This is a genomic window from Pelomonas sp. Root405 (assembly GCF_001425165.1).
GTDB lineage: Bacteria > Pseudomonadota > Gammaproteobacteria > Burkholderiales > Burkholderiaceae_C > Pelomonas.
The window spans coordinates 300,232-321,051 of the sequence record NZ_LMDU01000014.1; the positions used below are offsets into that span (position 1 = coordinate 300,232).

General features: G+C 68.4%; 16 protein-coding genes. 7 read left to right on the forward strand and 9 right to left on the reverse strand.

The window, feature by feature from the left end:
• Positions 1-19 precede the first annotated feature (19 nt).
• Both ASC81_RS26685 and ASC81_RS19300 read left to right on the forward strand, forming a co-directional pair.
• Positions 20-250 (forward strand): addiction module protein, encoded by a 231-nt coding sequence (locus tag ASC81_RS26685; protein ID WP_082536657.1) that lies wholly within the window; start codon positions 20-22, stop codon positions 248-250.
• Entirely contained in the window at positions 247-540 is a 294-nt protein-coding gene (locus ASC81_RS19300; RefSeq protein WP_056270652.1) for a type II toxin-antitoxin system RelE/ParE family toxin, read from the forward strand. Before ASC81_RS26685 ends, ASC81_RS19300 begins: the two co-directional genes overlap by 4 nt.
• A gap of 200 nt (positions 541-740) precedes the next feature.
• On the opposite strand, the gene ASC81_RS19305 is transcribed toward ASC81_RS19300, so the two are convergent.
• The 4 genes from ASC81_RS19305 to ASC81_RS19320 are packed head-to-tail and all read right to left on the reverse strand — an operon-like array spanning position 741 to position 6,352.
• Positions 741-2,570 carry a glycoside hydrolase family 13 protein gene (locus ASC81_RS19305; RefSeq protein WP_056270655.1) on the reverse strand — a complete coding sequence of 610 codons (1,830 nt, stop codon included), beginning with the start codon at positions 2,568-2,570 and terminating at the stop codon, positions 741-743.
• Positions 2,571-2,593: 23 nt separating this feature from the next.
• A complete protein-coding gene (locus ASC81_RS19310; RefSeq protein WP_056270657.1) occupies positions 2,594-4,468 on the reverse strand; it encodes a glycoside hydrolase family 13 protein in 1,875 nt (624 codons plus the stop codon).
• A 2-nt stretch (positions 4,469-4,470) separates the two neighbouring features.
• Positions 4,471-6,090: an alpha-amylase family glycosyl hydrolase gene (locus ASC81_RS19315; RefSeq protein ID WP_056270658.1), complete on the reverse strand. Its 1,620-nt coding sequence runs from the start codon at positions 6,088-6,090 to the stop codon at positions 4,471-4,473.
• 4 nt (positions 6,091-6,094) lie between these two features.
• A complete protein-coding gene (locus ASC81_RS19320) occupies positions 6,095-6,352 on the reverse strand; it encodes a hypothetical protein (RefSeq protein WP_056270661.1) in 258 nt (85 codons plus the stop codon).
• Between the two features lie 116 nt (positions 6,353-6,468).
• Here ASC81_RS19320 and pulA point away from each other — a divergent pair, with 116 nt between their 5' ends.
• The 3 genes from pulA (at position 6,469) to ASC81_RS19335 (ending at position 10,600) form a co-directional block, all read left to right on the forward strand.
• Complete coding sequence (gene pulA / locus ASC81_RS19325) at positions 6,469-9,180, forward strand: pullulanase-type alpha-1,6-glucosidase (protein ID WP_082536658.1); 2,712 nt, start codon at positions 6,469-6,471, stop codon at positions 9,178-9,180.
• 98 nt (positions 9,181-9,278) lie between these two features.
• Positions 9,279-10,334, forward strand: a complete 1,056-nt coding sequence (locus ASC81_RS19330) for an NF038122 family metalloprotease (protein ID WP_056270664.1) — start codon at positions 9,279-9,281, stop codon at positions 10,332-10,334.
• A 5-nt stretch (positions 10,335-10,339) separates the two neighbouring features.
• Positions 10,340-10,600, forward strand: coding sequence for a hypothetical protein (locus ASC81_RS19335; protein ID WP_056270666.1), 261 nt, complete (start codon positions 10,340-10,342; stop codon positions 10,598-10,600).
• Here ASC81_RS19335 and ASC81_RS19340 read toward each other — a convergent pair.
• The 3 genes from ASC81_RS19340 to ASC81_RS19350 all read right to left on the reverse strand — a co-directional run bounded on the left by ASC81_RS19340 (position 10,580) and on the right by ASC81_RS19350 (position 14,684).
• Positions 10,580-13,402, reverse strand: a complete 2,823-nt coding sequence (locus ASC81_RS19340; protein WP_056270669.1) for a serine/threonine-protein kinase — start codon at positions 13,400-13,402, stop codon at positions 10,580-10,582. The two genes, ASC81_RS19335 and ASC81_RS19340, sit on opposite strands and share 21 nt — an antisense overlap.
• Before the next feature lie 7 nt (positions 13,403-13,409).
• A complete protein-coding gene (locus tag ASC81_RS19345) occupies positions 13,410-13,964 on the reverse strand; it encodes an ECF-type sigma factor (RefSeq protein WP_056270672.1) in 555 nt (184 codons plus the stop codon).
• A gap of 66 nt (positions 13,965-14,030) precedes the next feature.
• A complete protein-coding gene (locus ASC81_RS19350; RefSeq protein ID WP_056270673.1) occupies positions 14,031-14,684 on the reverse strand; it encodes a phosphatase PAP2 family protein in 654 nt (217 codons plus the stop codon).
• A gap of 173 nt (positions 14,685-14,857) precedes the next feature.
• Here ASC81_RS19350 and ASC81_RS19355 point away from each other — a divergent pair, with 173 nt between their 5' ends.
• On the forward strand, positions 14,858-15,190 hold the full coding sequence (locus ASC81_RS19355; protein WP_056270676.1) for a hypothetical protein: 333 nt from the start codon (positions 14,858-14,860) through the stop codon (positions 15,188-15,190).
• On the opposite strand, the gene ASC81_RS19360 is transcribed toward ASC81_RS19355, so the two are convergent.
• A complete protein-coding gene (locus tag ASC81_RS19360) occupies positions 15,191-15,757 on the reverse strand; it encodes a PEP-CTERM sorting domain-containing protein (protein ID WP_056270678.1) in 567 nt (188 codons plus the stop codon). It abuts the gene before it with no gap.
• Complete coding sequence (locus ASC81_RS19365; protein ID WP_056270681.1) at positions 15,754-19,335, reverse strand: alpha-1,6-glucosidase domain-containing protein; 3,582 nt, start codon at positions 19,333-19,335, stop codon at positions 15,754-15,756. The genes ASC81_RS19360 and ASC81_RS19365 overlap by 4 nt, the downstream gene beginning before the upstream one ends.
• Positions 19,336-19,605: 270 nt before the next feature.
• Here ASC81_RS19365 and ASC81_RS19370 point away from each other — a divergent pair, with 270 nt between their 5' ends.
• Positions 19,606-20,805 carry a tetratricopeptide repeat protein gene (locus ASC81_RS19370; protein ID WP_156392305.1) on the forward strand — a complete coding sequence of 400 codons (1,200 nt, stop codon included), beginning with the start codon at positions 19,606-19,608 and terminating at the stop codon, positions 20,803-20,805.
• Positions 20,806-20,820 lie beyond the last annotated feature (15 nt).

The window sequence follows — 20,820 nt, forward strand, 5'->3', positions numbered from 1 at the left end:
GTGGCTTCTGGAGCGCCGAATGTCTGACCTCGTTGCCGAACTGTCTGCCCAGGCGCACGCGCTTCCTCCGGAACAGCGTGCGCGCCTCGCCGAAGAACTGCTGGCCAGTCTCGATCCTCGGGATACCGAAGTCGAGGCGGCGTGGGATGAAGAGCTTCGTCGTCGAATCGATGAGGTCGAAAGCGGTACCGTTCAACTTGTTCCTGCCGACAAGGCATTTGCCCAGGTCAGACGCGCACTCGGTCGGTGAAACCGGCAGTCTTTCACCCTGAAGCACTGGCGGAGCTTCAAGAGCAAGCTGTCTTCTACGAGGAGCGCAGTGCCGGCTTGGGTGAAAGGTTCGCGGTCCAGGTCGAGGCGGCTGTCAGCCTCGCGGTGTCCATGCCGGGCATCGGCAGTCCGTATCGGCATGGCACTCGAAGAGTCCTTCCCAAGGACTTTCCGCATTCGGTCGTGTACCGCGAAATGGCCGACTCGTTGGTCATCTTGGCCGTGGCGCCCTTCAAGCGCAAGCCGGCCTATTGGCGCCATAGGAAATAAGCCCCTCTGTACGCGTCGCGGAAGTCGGACCTTGCCAGCAGTCCTCGTTCGGCATGAACCGCGGTGACGTGTCGTTTGGCGCAAGGCGCTATGCCGATGTTGGGCTTTGGCTCATCCCAACCTGCGGGCTACGGCATCCGTTGACAGCATGGCCGCTACCGTCGCCAAAGATGTACAAGTCCCTCGAAGTGATGCCGTGTTCAGCGATCAATCTGCAGGATCAACGGGCTGCGCGCGGGCACCGTCAGGCTGTGACCCAACGTTTGCACCTTGCCGCTCAACACGTCGCTAGCGCGCTGACCTACGCCGATGCGCTCGGAGAAGCGGGCCATGGGCAGTTTCACTGCCCTGGCCGACTTGTTCAGTGCGACCATGACCGTGCGGCCTGCGTCGTAGCGGAAGAACACATAGCAGCCCTCCATTGGCGCGTACTGCATCAGCGCGCCGTCGTGGATGACGCCAGCACCCTTGCGCCAGGTGAACAGCCGGCGCACCCAGTCCTGCATGTCACGCTGCTCGGCGCTCAGGCCCGCACCGGTGAACGCGTTGACCGCATCGCCCGCCCAGCCGCCCGGCATGTCGGCACGCACGCGGCCGTCGTCGCGCTCGACGGGGCTTTGCATCAGGATCTCGCTGCCGTAGAAGACCTGCGGGATGCGCCGCGTCGTGGCGAGGTAGGCCAGCGCGAGCTTGGTCAGGCCGACGTCGTCTTTCAGCAGCGAGAACAGCCGCGGCGTGTCGTGGTTGCCTTCAAAGAGGACCAGTTGGGCCGGGTCGGGGTAGACGAAGTCATGGGCGAGGCCCTCGTAGAGCCGGGTCAGCCCCGTGAACGGGCCGTCGTCCTCGGTCAGCGCGGCCAGCAGATGGCTCTGCAGCGGGAAGTCCATCATGCTCGGCGTGTGCGACACATAGCTGTCGTGGTTGCGCTTGCCGCGCTGCCAGTAGGCGACGACGGCCGGATGCGGGCTCCATTCCTCGCCGACGATGCTCAGCCGCGGGTACTCCTGCATGACGCGGGCCGACCAACGGCTCAGGAAGTCGCGGTCGGAGTAGGAGTAGGTGTCGGTGCGGATGCCTGACAGCCCAAAGCGCTCGACCCACCACAGCGTCTTCTGGATCAGGTACGTGGCCAGTTCAGGCCGGCGCTGGTTCAGGTCCGGCATGCCGGGCACGAACCAGCCGTCGGTGAAGCGCTTGCGGTCGCTGGCCGATGCATAAGGGTCCTGCAGCGTCATGCGGGCGTGATGGGTCTCGGTGTACTCGGGCCAGACATTGACCCAGTCCGGCGCCGGCAGATCCTTCATCCACCAATGGCCGCTGCCGATGTGGTTGAGCACGACGTCGTGGATGACGCCCAGGCCCGTGGCCCGAGCTTCGGCCACGAAGGCGCCGAAGTCGTCATTGCTGCCAAAGCGCGGATCGATCCTGTAGAAGTCCGTCGCCGCATAGCCGTGGTAGCTGTACTTGGCGCTGTTGTTCTCGACCAGCGGTGTGGGCCAGACCTGCGTGAAACCCAGGCCCGCGATGTAGCCGAGGTGCTGGCGCATGCCGGCCAGGTCACCGCCATGGCGGCCGCCGTGGTCGGCGCGGTTGACGCCTTCCTTCATGCCGGCCTGCTGGCCACTGCCCGCCTTTGCGAAGCGGTCGGGCACGACGAGGTAGATCGCGTCCTTGGGGCCGAAGCCCTGGCGCTCGGCCGAGCCGGGCGTGCGCGCCAGCAGCGGGTAGCGCACGGCCTTGCCAGCCAAGTCGAACACCAGTTCTCCAGGCTTGGCGGTGGGGCCGATGTCGAGGTCGACGAACAGGTAGTTGCCGCTGGCCGCACGGTGGCTGCCTTTCAGCGTCACGCCGGGGTAGGGCGCCAGCGTGGCCTTGGCATCGGCGATGCCGGGGCCGTGCAGCATCAGCTGCAGCGAGGTGTCGCGCATGCCGACCCACCAGTTCGGCGGTTCGACGCGGTGGGGCGGCTCGGCAGCCAGGGCGGGCAGGCTCATCAGCAGGGCAGTTGCAAGGGTTATCAGGGTCTTCATGCGGCGCCTCCTTGGCGGCCGGGTCAGGGCTCGGTCACTTCGAGCACGAGGGCCGAGCGGACGGGCAGCGCCAGCGCGCGGCCCAGCTCGTGACGCGTGCCACTGATGACGTCGCGGCCAGCGGCGCGCGGCGACAGCATGTCGCTGAAGCGGCCGGTGTCGAGCGTGGTGGTGGCGGTGTTCTTGTTCATCACCACCATGACCTTCTGCGTGGCCGTGTAGCGGAAATAGACGTACACGCCGTCCAGCGGGTTGTAGTGCATGAGCTTGCCGCTGTGGATCGCGGGTGAACTCTTGCGCCAGGTCAGCAGCTTGCGCAGATAGGCCTGGGCGTCGCGCTGCGCATCGGTCAGGCCGCGGCCCGAGACGGCGTCGACTGCATCGCCGGCCCAGCCGCCGGGGAAGTCGGCGCGGGTGGCGCCGTCGGCCCGCTCGATGGGGCTCTTCATCAGGATCTCGCTGCCGTAGAAGAACTGCGGCGTGCGTGCCGTCGTCGCGATGAAGGTGACGGCCATGCGGTTCAGCGCGGCGTCCTCCCCCAGCGCGGAGTAGATGCGGTTGGTGTCGTGGTTGCCCTCGAACAGCACCATGCGGGTCGGCTCGGGGTAGAGCGCGTCGTTGGTCATCGCGTCGTAGATCTTGCCCCAGCCGGTGCCATAGCCCTTGCCTTCGGGCTCGACCAGCGCGTCGCGCAGCCAGTAGTGCAGCGGGAAGTCCATCATGCTGGGCATGTGCGACACATAGCCGTCGTGCTTCGGGTGGCCGGCCAGCCAGTAGGCCACCATCAGCGGGTTGTTGCTCATCTCCTCGCCGACCAGCGTCAGCCGCGGGTACTCGCGCATCACCGCCGCCGACCAGCGCGACAGGAAGGCCTTGTCCGAGTACGGGTAGGTGTCCACGCGCAAGCCCGACAGGCCGGCGTCCTCGACCCACCAGATCGCGTTCTGGATCAGGTAGCGCGCCATGCGCGGATTGCGCTGGTTCAGGTCCGGCATCGTCGGCACGAACCAGCCGCCCGCGAAGCGTTCGCGGTCGCTCGGCGCCGTGTAGGGGTCGAGTTGCGTCACGTGGCGGTGGTTGGTTTCGGTGTACTGCGCATGCTGGTTGACCCAGTCGCGCGAGGGCAGGTCCGCCATCCACCAGTGGCCCGAGCCGATGTGGTTGGGCACGATGTCGTGGATGACGCCGATGCCCTTGGCGCGCGCCTGGGCGACCAACGCGCGGTAGTCGTCGTTGCTGCCGAAACGCGGGTCGATCTTGTAGAGGTCGGTCGGCGAGTAGCCGTGGTACGAATAGCTGGGTTGCTTGTTCTCGACGAGCGGCGTCGGCCAGAGCTGCGTGAACCCGAGGCCGGCGATGTAGTCCAGCTTGTCGGCGATGCCCTTGATGTCGCCGCCGTGGCGGCCGTCGACATGGGCCCGGTCCACCGGGTCGCCCAGGCCGCCGGCGTTGTCGTTGCCGGGGTCGCCGTTGGCGAAGCGGTCGGGCACGACCAGGTAGATGGCGTCCCGACTGTCGAAGCCCTGGCGCTGTGCCGAACCTGGTGCGCGGGCGCGCAGCGTGTAGGCATGGCTGGCGACGACCTTGCCGTCGCTGCCGATGAAGTCGAGGTTCAGCGTGCCGGGCTTTGCGGTGGCGGCGATGTCGAGTTCGACGAACAGGTAGTTGTCGCTGTCCAGCCGTTGGCTACCCTTGAGGCGCACGCCGGGCAGCGCGTTGCGCAGGCTGGCGCCCGCCTTGGCAATGCCGGGTGCATGCACCATCAAATCGAGCCGGCTCTCGCGCATGCCGGCCCACCAGTGCGGCGGCTCGATGCGGTCGATGGCGGTGGCGGCCCACGCAGAGGTGGTCGAGATCAGCAGCGCAGCCAGCAGGCCGCGGGTCAGGCGTCGGTTCATCGTCAGTTCAGGGTGTAGACGCGTACCGACAGCGCCGGCAGCGTGATGCGGAGTTGCCCTTGGGCATCGGCCTTCGGTGTGGCGGCACCGCGCGGATAGGCCGTCGCGGCGCGCGCGCCGGCCACGGTGATGGACGCCGGCTGGTCGCCGTAGTTGATGGCAACCAGGCTGCGCTGCTTGCCGTGCACGCGCTGGAAGCTCCAGACCGGGCCTTCGACCTTGTCGGCTTCGTAGCGGCCCAGCGTCAGCGCCGGGGATGCGCGGCGCAGGGCGATCAGCTCGCGGTAGAAGTTGAACAGCGAGCCGGCATCGCGCTGCTGGTTTTCGGCGTTATGCAGGCTGCGGTTCAGCGAAAGCGGGCGGAAGGGCTGTGTGTTCGTTGAGAACCCGCCAGCAGGCGTCCAGCTCATCGGCGAGCGCAGCGGTGCATCGTCTTCGGCGCCCCTGCCGTCGATGCCGGCCTGGCCGATCTCTTCGCCGTAGTAGACGAAGGGCGTGCCCGGCAGCAGCAGATAGCTGGCCGCCGCCAGCCGGTAGCGCGCCTCGTCGCCGCGGAGCTGGTCCCACAGGCGCTGGCCGGTGAAGATGTCGTGGTTGTGCAGGAAGGTCGCCATCGTCGGCGCCATCGTGCGGTAGTAGTCGGCCACCTTCTGCAGGGCGGCCGCGTCGCCCTTGGCCGCTTTGACGATCTCGTAGTTCTGGTTGAACGCGAAGGCGCCACCGCACAGGCCGGGATCGCCGTAAGCGATGGGTTCGGCCGTCGCCTCGCAGACGACATAGCGGCTCGGGTAGCTCTTGATCAGGTCCTGGAAGCGCTTGGTCAGCGCGCGGCTTTCGGGCTGGTCGTTCCAGTCCTGGGCGTTGTTCTCGATCAGGTGGGGCACAGCGTCCAGCCGGTAGCCGTCCAGGCCGCGGTTGAGCCAGAAGCGCATGGAGTCCTCGTGGTACTGCACCACGGCTGGGTTGCGCATGTTGAAGTCGGGCATGTGAGGCCCGAAGGTGCCGAAGAAGATGTCCGGCGAGCCCGGTGTGATGGGCGGCATGTCCTTCAACAAGCCGGTCCAGGTCCAGGGCTGCTTGGCGGCGTCGTACCAGGGGTACTTGCCCCAGATGTCCCAACCCGGGCCGGGGTCGGTGTTCCAGACGAACCAGCTGCGCCAGGGGCTGGCGCGGTCGGCCACGGCTTGCTGGAAGGGCGGGAACTGGTACGACGCATGGTTGATGACGTAGTCCATGACGATGCCGATGCCGCGCTTGTGCGCCTCGCGGATCAGCTCGTCGAAGTCCGCCAGCGTGCCGTACTGCGGCTCGATGGCGCGGAAGTCGGTCGTCGCATAGCCGTGGTCGTGGTCGGAGCTGGCGGTGATGGGCATCAGCCAGATACCGCTGATGCCGAGCGTCTTCAGGTAGTCGAGCCGGCTTGTCAGGCCACGCAGGTCGCCGACGCCGTCGCCATCGCTGTCCCGATAACCGCGCACGAAGATTTCCATGAAGACGCCGTGCTGCCAGTGGGCGGGCAGGCCACTGGCGCGCGGCTGGGCCGGCACGGCGCGCGTGTCGATCTGGGCGTGGGCCGCGCACGCTGCAGCCAGCGCAAGGGAAGAAAGAAGTTGCTTGGACATGGCTTCAACGCGGATGCGTGTAGACGCACAAGGATTGCGCGGGAACGGTGACGCGGGCGTGGCCGGCCGCGTCACTCGATGGGTTGATGGCGCCCGCGGGGTAGGCGGCTTGCAGCGCTGAGCTGGCCGGCAGGTCAGCCGGGTTGACCTCGGCCGAGGTGTTGCCAAATTTGATGATGGCCGGCTGGGTGGCCGTGCGGCGGTGGAAGCTCAGCAGTGCGCCGCTGGCGCTGGCGAAAGTCCTGATAACCAAGTGATTCATGTAATCAAACTACTTTGATGTTCGCCGCGAGCATAGCGACTTCACCTATGCGCGTGCTATGGGGATTTCGATGAAAGTAGTTTTGCTACTATTTCGCAAACACATCAGGAGACCTCATGTCCGTCCGCACACCGCTCGTGCCGATGCTGGTTTTGGCGTTGGTGGCCGCCACGGCGCAGGCCAGCGATCTCGACGCCTGCAATGCCGCCGTGCCCATTCCGGCGATCACGTCGACGACCATGGCCGAGGCCAAGGCCTATTGGCTTGATGCACGCACCGTTCAATGGCCCGGGCTGAAGCTGCAGCAGGGAGAGCGGCTGCGTCTGCATCACGCCAAGGCGGCAAGGCTGCGCGCCTTGACAGGCGAGGCGGTCACCGGCGCTGACGGCGCCATCGATCTGACACCGAGCGCCACGCCTTTGCCGGCGCGGTTCCGCTTCATCGGCGACGGGCCGCGTTTCGCGGTGTCGGGCATCGATGTCGCGGCGTTGTTGCGTGAGCAGGCGCTGCTGGTGCATGAGGGCGCCGATGGCCGCGTCATCACGTCCACCGGCTTGCAGATACCCGGCGCGCTGGACGACCTCTATGCCGCGGCGGAGGCCGTCGACCACCTCGGCGCCCAGCCCGGCAAGTCGAGCACGCGCTTCGCCGTCTGGGCGCCCACAGCGCAACGCCTGCTGCTGTGCCGCTACACGGGTGCAGAGGCGCCGGCCATCGCCGCGGACGCGATGCGCTTCGACGCTGCCACCGGCGTCTGGCGAATGGAGCTGCCCGGCGACTTGAGCGGCCAGGCCTATCGGTATCTCGTGGATGTCGTCACGCCGACGCATGGCCTCGTGCGCAACCTCGTCACCGACCCGTACTCCGTCGCGTTGACGGCCGATTCGCAGCGCAGCGTGGTTGCCGATCTGTCGTCGCCGGCGCTCAAGCCGCGCGGCTGGGATGCCGCCAAGCGCCCGGACCGCGTCAAGGCCGCGACCGACCAGGTCATCTACGAACTGCATGTGCGCGATTTCTCCATCGGCGACGCCACCGTGCGCCCCGCCTGGCGGGGCAAGTACCTGGCTTTCACCGAAAGCGCGTCCAACGGCATGAAGCACCTCAAGGCGCTGTCCCGGGCCGGCATGACGGACGTGCACCTCCTGCCCGTCTTCGACTTGGCCAGCGTGCCCGAACGCGGCTGCAAGACGCCCGCCGTGCCGAAAGCGCCGCCCGACAGCGAGGCCCAACAGGCCGCCGTCATGGCGGTGGCCGCCGATGACTGCTTCAACTGGGGCTACGACCCCTGGCACTTCAACGCGCCCGAGGGCAGTTTCAGCAGCGCCGCGAACGACCCGTTCAAGCGCATCGTCGAGTTCCGCCAGATGGTCATGGCGCTGCACCAGGCCGGGCTGCGCGTCGGCATGGACATGGTCTACAACCACACGACCGCGGCGGGCCAGCATCCGAAATCGGTGCTGGACCGCCTCGTGCCGGGCTACTACCAACGGCTGAACGCCAAGGGAGAGGTTGAGCGCTCGACCTGTTGCGACAACACGGCCACCGAGCACCGCATGATGGCCAAACTGATGATCGATTCAGCGGCGCTGTGGGTGCGCGAATACAAGATCGACTCGATGCGCTTCGACCTGATGGGCCACCAGCCGCGCGAGGCGATGGAGCGGCTGCAAAAGCGTGTCGACGCCGAAGCGGGCCGGCCCGTGCAACTGCTGGGCGAGGGCTGGAACTTCGGCGAGGTGGCCAACGGCGCGCGGTTCGTGCAGGCGTCGCAGCTGTCGCTCAACGGCAGCGGCATCGGCTCCTTCAGCGACCGCGGCCGCGATGCGGCGCGGGGCGGCAGCGCCGGCGAGAGCGGTGACGACAGCCTGCGCCGCCAGGGCTGGCTCAACGGCATGGTCTACGCGCCCAACGCGATGGCTGCATCGAAGCCTGAGGAACTGCTCACCGCCGCCGACATGATCCGCGTCGGCCTGGCGGGCTCGCTGCGCGGCTTCGAGCTGACGACCTGGCGCGGCGAAAAGAAGCGCCTCGATGCCATGGCCTACGGCGACCAGCCGGCTGGTTTTGCCAGCGAGCCCAACGAGGTCGTCAACTACGTCGAGAACCACGACAACCAGACGCTGTTCGACATCAACGCGTTGAAGCTGCCACAGGCGACGAGCCGTGAGGACCGCGCGCGCGTGCAGATGCTGGGCGCGGCCCTCGTCGCCTTCAGCCAAGGCATCGCCTACTTCCATGCCGGCCAGGACATCCTGCGCAGCAAGAGCATGGACCGCAACAGCTACGACTCGGGCGACTGGTTCAACCGCCTGGACTGGACCTACCGCACCAACCACTTCGGCACCGGCCTGCCGCCGAAGCAGGACAACTTCGGCAAGGATGGCCGTGACTGGGAGCTGGCCAAGGAGCGGCTGGCCCGAACTGCCGACATTGCCCCAGGCCCGGCCGAGATCGCCTGGGCGCGCGACGTCTTCCGCGACCTGCTGAAGATCCGCGCCAGCACGCCGCTGCTGCGCCTGCCCAGCGCTGCCGAGGTCCATAAGCGGGTCAGCTTTCCCGGCAGCGGCGCCGGCCAGAACCCGGTGCTGATCGCGACGCGCGTCGACGGCGCTGGCCTGCCCGGCGCCGGGTTCAAGGCGGTGATGACCCTGATCAACGCCGCGCCCACGGCCCAGACGCTGACGCTGCCCGGGGAAGCCGGCGCGCGCTGGGTGCTGCACCCGGTGCAGCGCCAGGGCGCCGATGCCCGCCTGCGCAGCGAGGCGCGGGCGCGGCAGGGCCGCTTTGAGGTGCCGGCCCGCAGCGCCGCCGTCTTCGTGATGCAGTGAATCGACGCCGGCATGTCCGGATCGGGGTCGGCACGTCGTAAGGAGAAGGGCAGGGCGCGTGGTGCCTTGCTCACCGCCCACGATGAAAGGTCGATGCCATGCGCCGTCTCGCCCCCCTTGCTGCCTGTGTTGCCCTGGCCCTGAGCGGCAGCGCCCAGGCGCTGCGCTTCAACCTCACGTACACGCCTGACGTCACCGCGCAGGCCCGGGCCGGCTTCGAGTTGGCGGCGGCGCGCTGGTCGTCGCTGATCAGCACCGACCTCACGATCAGCCTCAACATGAGTTCGGGCCTGGCGCTGGAGCCCGGCGTGCTGGGCAAGGCCGACACGCTTTACGTCGGCATGTTCTATGACGAATTCCGCAACCGCCTGACGGCGCAAGCCAACAGCGCCGCGGATGCCATCGCGGTGGCCAGCCTGCCCACCGGCTTCTCGTACAGCCGTCTGGTCAACCGCAGCAGCGACAACCCGGCCGGCGCCGGCTCGCTGACGCCCTATGTGGACAGCGGCAACATCGGGGTGCGGCTGGCGGCGCCGAATGCGCGCGGCCTCGGGCAGCAGTTCCCGCTCAGCACGGCGCTCGGCTGCCCCGCCGGTTGCGATGCGCGCATCCGCCTCAGCGGCAGCGTCGCCTTCGACCTCGACCCGAGCGACGGCATCACGGCCGGCCAGTACGACTTCGTCGGCGTGGCCATGCACGAGATCGGCCATGCGCTGGGCTTCTTCAGCGGCGTTGACACGGTGGACCGCCTGGCGGCCACGGCGCCATCCGGCCAGTACAACTACGTCAATTCGCTGGACTTCTTCCGCTACTCGGCCCGGAGCGCGGCGGCGGGCGTCATCGACTTCACGGTGGGCACGCAGCCCAAGTATTTCTCCATCGACGGCGGCGTCAGCTTCGGGCCCGAGTTCTCGCAAGGCGCGACCTTCGGCGACGGCAACCAGGCCAGTCACTGGAAACTGGAAGACGGCGCCGGCCTGATGCGCCCGATGTTCGAAACCGGCGTGGCCTACGCCCCGGTGACGGCTGACCTGCTGGCCATGGACGTCATCGGCTGGACGATGGCGCCTGTGCCCGAGCCGGCCAGCGCGGCGCTGCTGGCCCTCGGGCTTGCCGGCTTGGCTGCACGCGCCCGCCGCACAGCGCTGGCCTGACGTTCATGAACGCCGCCGACCTGATCGGCCTGCTCGCCGGTGGCTGCGTGCTGCTGACGTTCTCGGTTCGTTCCCTGCGCGCGCTGCGCGCCTTCGCCATTGCCAGCAACCTGCTCTTCATCGCCTATGGGGCGTCTGCAGAACTGCTGCCCATCCTGGTGCTGCATGGCCTGCTGCTGCCGCTGAACCTGCTGCGCCTGTACGAGCAGTGCAAGCCGGCTGACCGCGAGCCTGCCGCGCCGCGCCTAGGCGCCCAACAGCGCTGACAGGCGCTGTGCCTGCTTCAGCCGCGGACTGTCGGCGTGCTGGCCGCCCAGTGCGGCCTTCATGGCCTTCAGCGCGGCGGCGGCCGCGGCGGGTCGGCCGGCGGCATGCAGCACCTCCGCGCGGATGGCATCCGCGTCGGCCTGCTCGGCCCGTGAAGGCAGCTTCAGGTCGGTCGCCTCCTTGTCGCTCGCTTCCTGCAGCGCGAGCGCCTGCGCGTGATCCCCCAGGCGGCTCTGTGCCAGCGCCGACAACATCAGCGCCTGGCCGTATGTGGCGTTGCGTTTGGCCTGCTGGGCCTGCATCGCGCCGGCCAATTCCACCAGGCCGGCCAGCGCCTGGCGCGCATCGCCCACGGCCAGCCGCGCTTCGGCCAGCGCCATGCCCGATGCGAAGGTGCTGAGAACCCAGCGGCTCGCCACCGGCCGCGCGTTCAGCGCCTGCGCCAGTCGTTGTGCCGCTTCGGCGGGTTGGCCGCTGGCGGTCAGCAGCCGCGCAGCGCCCAGCTGATGCAAGGCCGCATCGGCCGGCAACGCGGGCGTCATGTCGCGCGTTGCGAGCGGTGTCGCTGCTTGAAGGTCGCCGTGCTTCAGCGCGGTGTCGAGCTGCTGGGCCGCCAGCGTGGCCCGGGCGATGGCGGTGTCCGGCCCGGGTTGGGCTTCGACTTCGGCGCTCTTGCGGATCAGCATTTCGTTGGCCTCGGGGTAGCGCCCCTGCGCAGCGACCGCGGCGGCCAGCCGTGCCGACGCGATGACGGTGTCGCGGTCGACCTTGCCGAAGATCTCGCCATAGCGCTTGACCGTCTCGGCCAGCGCCCGCTCGGCCTCAGCGGCGCGGCCGACATTCATCAGCGCGGTGCCGAGGAACAGGAAGCTGCCACCCTTCTCGGACGACTGCGCTTCTGGGTAGGTCATGTACTCCTCGTGCGCCGCGCTCATCAGCTGCAGCGCCTGGGGATCGTCGAAGCCGAGGTAGAAGCGCGCCAGCGTCGAGCGCGTGGCCCAGCGGATGCTGCCGTCCTTGAACTCGGGAATGCGCTGCACGGCGGCCGTCAGCCAGCGCTGCGCGTCTTCCCGCCGGTCCATGCGCATCAGCGCCCGACCGAGGTCGGCCATTACCGCCACACGGTTGTTCACGGCGCCCGGAGAGTCCGGCACGGTGGCCAGCGCTTCTTCCAGCACCGCCGCCGCTTCGGGCGTGCGCTGCAGGTTGCCGAGCGCGCGTGCGATGCCCATGTGGGCGCGCAGCACGCGCCAGTCGTCCGACTTCGTCTCCTTCAGCAGCGCGAGATAGCGTCGCGTCACGATCAGCGAGCCTTCGTAGTCGCCAAAGAACGGCAGCTGCGAGCCCACGGCCTCCAGCAGGCCGAGTCGCTGCTCAGGCCGGTCCTTGAAGCGGACCTCGTACTCGTCGAGCTTGGTGCGCATCATCCTGGCGGCGGCGGTGGGCGTCTGCAGCTGCTGGGCGCCGGCGCTGGCCACTTCCGCCAGCGTGTCCATCATCAACATCTTGACGGCGCCTTCGCGGTCGACCGCGCCCTCGGCCGACTGCTCGCTGAGCCGGGCCACGCGCGTCTGCCACAGCGCCGTGGCCAGGCCCACGCTCAGCGCGACGATGACGGCGGTGAGGGCAGCCACGCCCACCCGGTGACGGCTGATGAAGCGGCGCACGAGGTAGCTGCGGCTCTCGGGCCGCGCGAGCACCGGGCGGCCGTCCAGGTGGCGCTCGATGTCGTCGGCCAGCGCCACCATCGTCGGGTAGCGGTCGGTGGGCGCCTTCTTCAGCGCCTTGTTGAGGATGGCGTCGAGGTCGCCGCGCAGCTGCTTCTTCAGCGACTGGGTGGCCGCCATGTCGCTGGCGCGCGGCGCGTCGGCCTGCATGATGGCTTCCTCACGCTCGGCGGCGCTGCCGCGCTTGAGCCGGTAGGGCGGCTGGCCGGCCAGCAGCTCGTAGGCCACCACCGCCAGGCTGTAGACGTCGCTCGCGGTGCCGATGGGGTCACCGCGGATCTGCTCGGGGCTGGCGTAGTCCAGCGACAGTGCGCGGCCCGCCATGCGCGTCAGCGCCGTCTCCTCGGTGCGGTCGCCTTCCATCAGCTTGGCGATGCCGAAGTCCAGCAGCCGCACCTGGCCCTGGGCGGTGACGAGGATGTTGCCCGGCTTGAGGTCGCGGTGGATGACCAACTGCGCATGCGCGTGCGCCACGGCGCTGCACACCTGCAGCAGCAGCCTGAGCCGCTGAGCAACGCTGGCGCCTTCGGCTTCGCAGTGCTCGTCGATGGGGCGGCCCTGCACGTACTCCATCGCGAGGTAGGGGCGGCCGTGGTCGTCGGTGCCGGCGTCGTAGAGGCGGGCAATGTGCGGGTGGGTGAGCGAGGCCAGGATGTCGCGCTCGCGCTTCAGGCGCTCGGCCAGCGAGCCGTCCCAGGCCATGCGGGGCAGCTTCAGCGCGACCTGGCGTTTGAGCTCGCCGTCGGCCCGTTCCGCCAGCCACACGGTGCCCATGCCGCCGTGGCCCAACTCGGAGATCAGCCGGTACGGCCCGACGCGCGTGCCGGCTGTGGCGGTGTCCGACGGCGCGGCGCGCGCCAGGTGCGGCAGCGGGGGCATCTGCTTGAGGAAGTCGTCGGTCTCGACACCGCCGCGCGCGGCCAGCAGGCGCCGCAGCGTGTCCTTGAAGCGAGCGCGCTCGTCGCTCAGTGCGTCCACCCAGGCCGCGCGTTCGGTGGGCGGCAGGGTCAGCAGCTCGTCGAGCAGCGCATTGATGGCTGGCCAGTCCGCGGCGATGGTGTCGAGCCGCTTCATGGCGGCCTCAGCTGCGCAGCGCGGTGGCCAGCAGCATGCGGGCTTTCTCCCAGTCGCGGCGGATGGTGCGGTCGGTGACGCCGAGCGCCTGGCTGATCTCCAGGTCGTTCATGCCGCCGAAGTAGCGCATTTCCACCACCTGCGCCAACCGCGGGTCCAGCGTCGCCAGGTCGTTCAGCGCGCCGTGCACGTCCAGGATTTCTTCCTCTGACAGCGCCACCTCGTCCCCCACTGCCGTGCTGAGCGTTACATGGGCAGCGCCCCCGCCGCGGCGGTCGGCCTGGTTGGCGCGCACCGCGTCCACCACCACCGAGCGCATCACGGTGGCCGAGTAGGACAGGAAGTGCGCCCGGTCGACCGGATTGACGCGCGCCATCTGCACGAACTTCATGTAGCACTCGTTGACGAGCGCGGTCGTCTGCAGCTGGTGGCTGCGCTCGTGGCCGCTGAGGCGCGCATGCGCGATGCGGCGCAGGTCCGGGTAGAGGATCTCGAACAAGGCGTCGAGCGCGGCGCGGTCGCCGTCGCGTGCGCGAGCGATCAAAAGCGTGACATCTCCCATGGCACTCCCACCCCTGCCTGAATGGCAGGCGGCATGGTAGTGGTGCGGTGGCCGGCACGGGCAGCCCTAGGAGCGTGGTGAATCGGCACGCTGCGGCACGGCGCGCGCGAGCGGTGCCATGCGCGTGACCCACAGCGCGAACAGCCCGAGCGCCGCGCCGGCCGGCACGTCCAGCACATGGTGCTGGTAGGTCGTCAGCACGGACGCGGCAATCAGCAGGAACCAGCCCTGCAGCGCCAGACCGGCCCAGCCGCGCAGCAGCGGCGCAAAGCGTGCCCACAGCACCACCAGCACGCCGATGTGCAGGGAGGGCGCCCGGTTGTAGGGCAGGTCGCAGGCATTGAGCAGGTCGAACAGCAGGCCGGTGAGGCCGTGGGTCTCCGGCCGCTCGAAGGTGAAGCGCAGCGGAAAGGCGGCGTAGCAGAGCACCGACACGACCAGCACCACCAGCAGCCGCGCCACATGCTGGCGCAGGCGCGGCCCGTCGCCGTCAACGAAGAAGGACATCAGGAAGAAGCCGCAGATCGACAGGTAGGGCACGATGCTCCAGCCGATGAAGGGAATGCCCTGCTCCCAGGCGAAGACGCCGGTGCCGACGTCGGCGCGCAGGCTGGTCAGCTGGTTGGCGAGCGCGTAGAGCGTGATGTAGGCGAGCGACGTGGCGGCCAGCCACTGCAGGGGCTGCCAGCGCAGCGCGGGTGAACGGGCGACGTGAGACATGCGGGGACTCCGGCGCGGGTGCCACACGACCCGCTTGCCCCAGATACGCACTGGCAGGCACCGGCCGGACATGGCGGTGCAGCGGCCGTGTCCCCTGAATGTGGCTGTCCGGAAAGCCTGCCGCAGCACGTACAGGCAGACAGGAGGGCACCGCCCGCCGATGGAGTTGCCCCATGTTCGAAGCTGATCAAAGCTGGCTGATTTCTGCCTTCACGCTATCCAACGCGGTGCGCGCGTTGTTCTACCTGCCGCAGGTCGTGGCGGTGGCGCGCAGCGTGGACGGCGCCCGCGACATCGCCTTGTCCACCTGGTGGATGTGGGCGCTCAACAATGCGCTGGGCGGCGCCTACACGGGCGTGGTGATGGGGCACGCCGGCCTGGCACTCTCGTTCTGGGCATCGTCCGGCGCTTGCTTGGTCACCATCGCGCTGGCGATGCGCGCCCGGCGCCGGCTGCAGCGTGGCGAGGTGGCGCCGGTGGCCCACCTCGCCCGCAGCCGCGCCTGATCAAGCAGCGCTGCGCAGGCGGCGGGCGCCGATGAGGCTCAGACCCAGCACGGCCAGCACGGCACTGGCCGGCTCGGGCACGGCGCTGACGTCGAAGGTCAAGCTGCCGCTGGTCCACTGGCCTTCGGCGACATTGAGGCCGAAGTCCTTGAAGCCTTCGCTGAACTCGATGCGCAGCTCGCCGTCGGCGCCTGCGGCGATACCCAGGCCGGTCAGGTCCACTGAGCCGGCATAGCTGCCGCTGCCGCTGAAACCGTCGACCACGTCGGGGGCGAAGGTGAAGGCCGGTCCGCTGGCGCTGCCGAAGCTGAGCTGCATCTCGGACAGGCTGCTGGGCGCGAAGGCATTGAGCGTGACGGCCCAGTCGAGCGAATTCAGCACGGTGCCTGCGCCGATGTCGACGAGCCAGACGGTGTTGCCGGCCTCGCCTTGCAGGTTGATGCTCTGCGCACCGCTGATGTCGACCACGACGGTGGCGGCGCTGGCGGCGAAGCCCGCCAAACCAGCAAAGGCAAGGGCGGCCGCAGCGGCCAGGCGGTGGAGTTGCTTCATGGCAATGACTTTCATGGGGCGACGAAGACGACGGCGGTGCGGGCCGGCACGTTGAAGGCCCCGGTCGCGCCGTTGAAGCTGGCCTGGGCGGCGCGCTTGTCACCAGCGGTCGGCGCCGTGTGCACCGGGTGCAGCGCCAGCGTGTGGCCGGCCAGGGCGGGGAGGGTCAGCTGTTTGTCGGTCTTGTCGACGTTGATCAGGTAGACCAGCTCGCTGAAGTTGGCGCCGGGATAGCCGACGCCGTTGAGGCGACCGACCAGCACGGTGGGCTCCTGGGCCGAGCCGGTGTTCAGGAAGCTCAATCGCGCCTTGATGTCGTCGGCCGTGCGCAGGCGCAGCAGCGTCGTGCTCTTGCGGATCTTGAGCAGGTCGCGGAAGGCGTCGCGCGTCCAGGCGATGTCGTTGGCATGGGGCTTGATCAACGTATTGGCCAGCAGCGGGCGGGCCCGGTTCCAGTTGTCGGCGTTGTCGCGTGCGGGCGGCAAGCCGACGCCGAAGTTGTTGTCGCTGAAGGTCCAGTCCAAGCGGTTGAACCAGTCGCCGCTGTCGTAGCTGTTCTTGTCCAGCGACTTGCTGCGCAGCGCCTCGCCGCCGGCGTGGAAATAGGCCACGCCCTGGCTGAAGGCATTGATCGCATTGGCCAGGATCTGCACGCGGGCGCGGTCTTCCTTGCTGGTGCCGGTGGGCAGGCGGAAGGCGTTGTTGTCGAACAGCGTCAGGTTGTCGTGGTTCTCGACGTAGTTGACGACCTCGCCCGGCTCCAGGACCCAGCCGGCCGGGATGCCGCCGACGTCGATCTGGTCCAGTCGCAGGTTGGCATCCCAACTCGTCTGCATCTCGAAGCTGCGGATCGAGCCGGCCAGCGACGCCTTGATGCGGTCGGCAAACCACATCAGCTCGCCGCGGCTCTGGCTGCCGTTGGCGCCGTTTGGGTCGTAGAAGAAGCCGTTGACATAGCCTTGGTTGGCGACGAGCGCGCTGCCCGAGTCGCAGCAGCCACCGCCGCGCACCGCGTCGCGAATCAGCGGGTTGAAGCTGCCGATGCCGGAGCCGTTGAGCGACAGCATTTCGGCCTGCACGAAGCGGACGCCATTGGCCACCTCGCCGAAGTTCCAGCCCTCGCCGACGATCTGCACGGTGCGGCCGGCGGCGGCCTCGACGCGGACCTTCAGCGCCTCGATGACCGAACGCGGGTGGTGGCCCATGATGTCGAAGCGCAGTGAGCTGATGCGGTAGTCACGCACCCAGGTGACGGCCGAGTCGATCATCAGCTTGGCCATCATCAGGTTCTCTGACGCGGTGTTCTCGCAGCAGGTCGAGCGCTCGATGCCGCCGGTGGCGTTGTAGCGGAAGTAGTAGCCGGGCACGACCTTGTCGAGCACCGAGGTGGCGTTCTGGCCGGACGAGGTGGTGTGGTTGTAGACGACATCCATGCCGACGCGCAGGCCAGCCGCGTTCAGGCCCTGCACCATCTGGCGGAACTCGACGACGCGGGCCAGCGGGTTGGCGGCCGTGCTGGCATAGGCGCCATCGGGCGTCGTGAAGTGGTGCGGGTCATAGCCCCAGTTGAAGCAGTCCGTGCCGGCCGTGGCGGCCACGGCCGCCTGTTGCGACTCGGCATCCGGCGCGCCGCTGGGGGCGGGCGTGGTGCAGCTCTTCTCGTTGACGCTGGCGATGTCGAACACCGGCAGCAGGTGCACGTCGGTCAGGCCGGCGGCGGCAAGCGCCGTGAGGTGCTTCATGCCGTTGGAGTTGGGCTCGGCGAATGCCAGGTATTTGCCGCGGCGGGCGGCGGGCACGGTGGCGTCGTTGATCGAGAAGTCGCGGACATGCAGCTCGTAGATGCTCAGGTCCGACGGTGCGGCCACCGTGGCGGGCGGCGCGCTCTGGTCCCAGCCATTGGGCTTGGTCGCCTGCGACTGCAGGTCCATGACGACGCTCTGCTGGCCGCCCATGGTCAGGCCCAGCGAATAGGGGTCGGTGACCAAGTTCTTGACCAGGCCGACGCCACGCACGAAGACCTGCACTTGATAGCGGTAGGTCGCGCCTTGCAGATGGCCTTGCTTGGTCAGGCTCCACACGCCGGTAGCGGCGTCGCGCGTCATCGGCTCGGTGGTCGTGCGGGTCAGCGGCGAGTTGCCCAGAGCCGTGGTCAGCACCAGCGAGACGTTCTGAGCCGTCGGCGCCCAGAGCTTGAAGCTGGTGCTGCCGTTCTTGGCTGCGGCGCCCAGGTCGGGCACGTTGTTGGCGGTGGCGTAGAGGTCGTCCAGCGCACCGGCGATCTGCGCGGTCGTGGCGTTCTGGACCTTGCCGTTGGCGTCTTCCTGCACGAGCACAAGCTGCTGCTGATGCAGGGCGGGCAGGCGGGCGATGTCGGCCGCGCGCACGCTGAAGACGGCGCCGCCGGCGACGTACTTGAAGCGCAGCGCATCGGCGGGTGGCACGCTGCCGGTGAAGGCGTCGAGCGTGATGTAGCCGTCGGCGCCCTGCACGGGCGCATCGGCGGCGACGCTGATCTGACCGGTGGCCGAGTGGTACAGGCGCACGCCGGTGACGGCGGCCATGCGCGGCCACTTGACCAGACTCTTGTTCAGCCACACGGCGCGGGCGTCGGTGCTGGAGACCTGGCGCAGGTCGGGCGGTGCGGTGTAGACGGTGGCGTCGCGTTCGACCAGCCAGATGTGGCCGACCTGGTTCTGGATCGTCAGCGCCGAGAACTCGACGCGGATGTTGTTGTCGCGGCCGTCCTTGTCGTTCTCGTTGGGCGGCATGCCGTGAATGATGAATTCCAGGCCCTTGCGGTTGACGTCGCCTTGCGGGTTCAGCACGGGGATGTCGAACACCACTTCGCCGTTGGCGGTGGCATGGCCCGGCATGGCGCTCAGCGGCACCGGCTGGCCCCAGTTGTCGATCTGCATGCCGGCCGGCAGCGCGGCCACGTCGAGGCCGCTGCCGTTCCACAGATGCAGGCCCCAGGCGCTGTAGGCGCCGTCGAAGCGCTTGTAGTGCACGCGCACGGTCGTGATGTCGGGCGCCGGCAGCAGCAGCGGGTTGCTGGTGTAGTTGGTGCTGTCGCCCTCCAGGCGCCAGATCTCGTTGGCGCCGGCCTGCAGCACATAGCTCTGGTCAGCGCCGCCGTTGTCCTTGTTGTCCTGGTTGTGCAGCAGGAAGCCGACCGTGCCGCTGGCCGCTGCCAGCGGCACGTCGTAGTACACGCCGAAGCTGTCGCTGCCGGCGGCGTTCCAGCCGGCGTTCCAGTTGGGGCTTTGCGCGGCGTTCCAGGTGTGGATCTGCCAACCGGTGTGGTTGCCGTCGGCGCGGCGGTAGTGCACGCGCAGCGACGTGGCCGGCTCGCCGGGCGTGGCCACGGCGGCGATCTTGGCGCGCGGGACGGCGACAGTCGCGGGCACGCCGGCCAGCAGCTCGACGTTGTCGCCGCCCGCCGCCGCCGCAGCGCCGACGCTCGCTGCGGGCTCTTGCAGCGGGGCTTCAGCGCCGCCGCCGCATGCCGCAAGCAGCCCGCACAGGCCAAGCGCAACCGCGCCAGCCACCCGTCGCGCCTGACGCGCCAAACCGTCTGCCCATGCCTTCATGACCGCGCACTCCTTGGAAGTTCGCGGATGCTATTGAAGTAAAACTACATCCGATAGTTGGTGAAATCCCGGAAATAAACGGCTTCAGAGCGTGATGATGTCCACGAACCCGGCAGAATTGGCATGCTGTTTGACGGCGCGTTGTAGTTTTAGTTCCTGTTATGCGACTGAGCTGATTGCGTTTTTTAGCCTGACGCCGCCTACAAAACCGTGCCGGATGACTCAAGACAACCTCGCGGGCGAGGGCTAAGCTTGTGTCAGGAGACTGACATGAAAAAGATACGTGTCCTGATCGTGATGGTGGCCCTGGCCAGCCTGGCCGGTTGCGCTGTGGACCCCATCGCACCACCGCGCCAAGACGTTTTTGTCGATGCGGCCTTCAAGCCGGCCAGCGTTCCCATCGACGCCAAGGCGGCGCTCGCGCTGAGCCCTGCTATGCAGCGCTTTGCCGAGACCGAGATGGCCAGTGAGGTTCGCGTCAAGGGCCAGCGTGACGGCCTCATCGACGCGCTCTACACCAAGGGCCGCCTGCAGCTCGACTACGACGCCGAGGTCACCCGCACGGCCGCCGAGGCCTTCGATGCCAAGCGCGGCAACTGCATGTCGCTGGTGCTGATGACGGCCGCCTTCGCCCGTCACCTCAACATGCCGGTGCGCTTCAACAGCGTCTACCTTGAAGAGAACTGGAGTCGCTCCAACGGCATCTTCTTCGTCGCCGGCCACGTCAACATCAGCCTGGCGCGCCCGCTCGCCTCCAACCGCGTGACGGTCTTTGGCGATCCGGAACTGTTGACCATCGACTTCCTGCCGCCCGAGCAGGTGCGCAGTCACCGCAGCCGGCCAGTCGACGAGTCCACCATCCTGGCGATGTTCCTCAACAACCGTGCCGCCGAGGCGCTCACGGTGGGCCGCCTGGACGACGCGTATTGGTGGGCCCGCGAAGCCATCCTGACCGACTCACGCTGGCTGGCCGCGTACAACACGCTGGCCGTGCTCTACCGCCGCAAGGGGCTGCTGGACAAGGCCGAGTCGACGCTGCGCCTGGTGCTGGAGCGTGAGCCGCTGAACCTGCAGGCCATGTCCAACCTCGTGCTCGTGCTCAGCGACACCGGCCGGCGCGAGGAGGCTCAAAGCTACGCCAACCAGCTTGCGCAGATCCAGCCGGTGCCGCCGTACAAGTTCTTTGACGAAGGCGTGGCGGCCATGAAGGCCGGCGAGTTCGCGACTGCGCGCCAGCTCTTCCGCAAGGAAGTGGCCCGTGCGGCTTATGTGCCCGAATTCCACTTCTGGCTGGGCCTGGCCAACTACGGCCTGGGCGACCTGTCGGGCGCGCGCGGCGAGATCGCCAAGGCGCTTGAAAACAGCGCGACGCCCAAGGACCGCGAGGTCTACGGCGCCAAGCTGGCCTGGCTCAACGAGGTGCGCGAACAGCAGCGCCAGCGCAGCCCGCTGCGGCAGGCGGGTTCGTGAGCCGGCTGCAGCGCT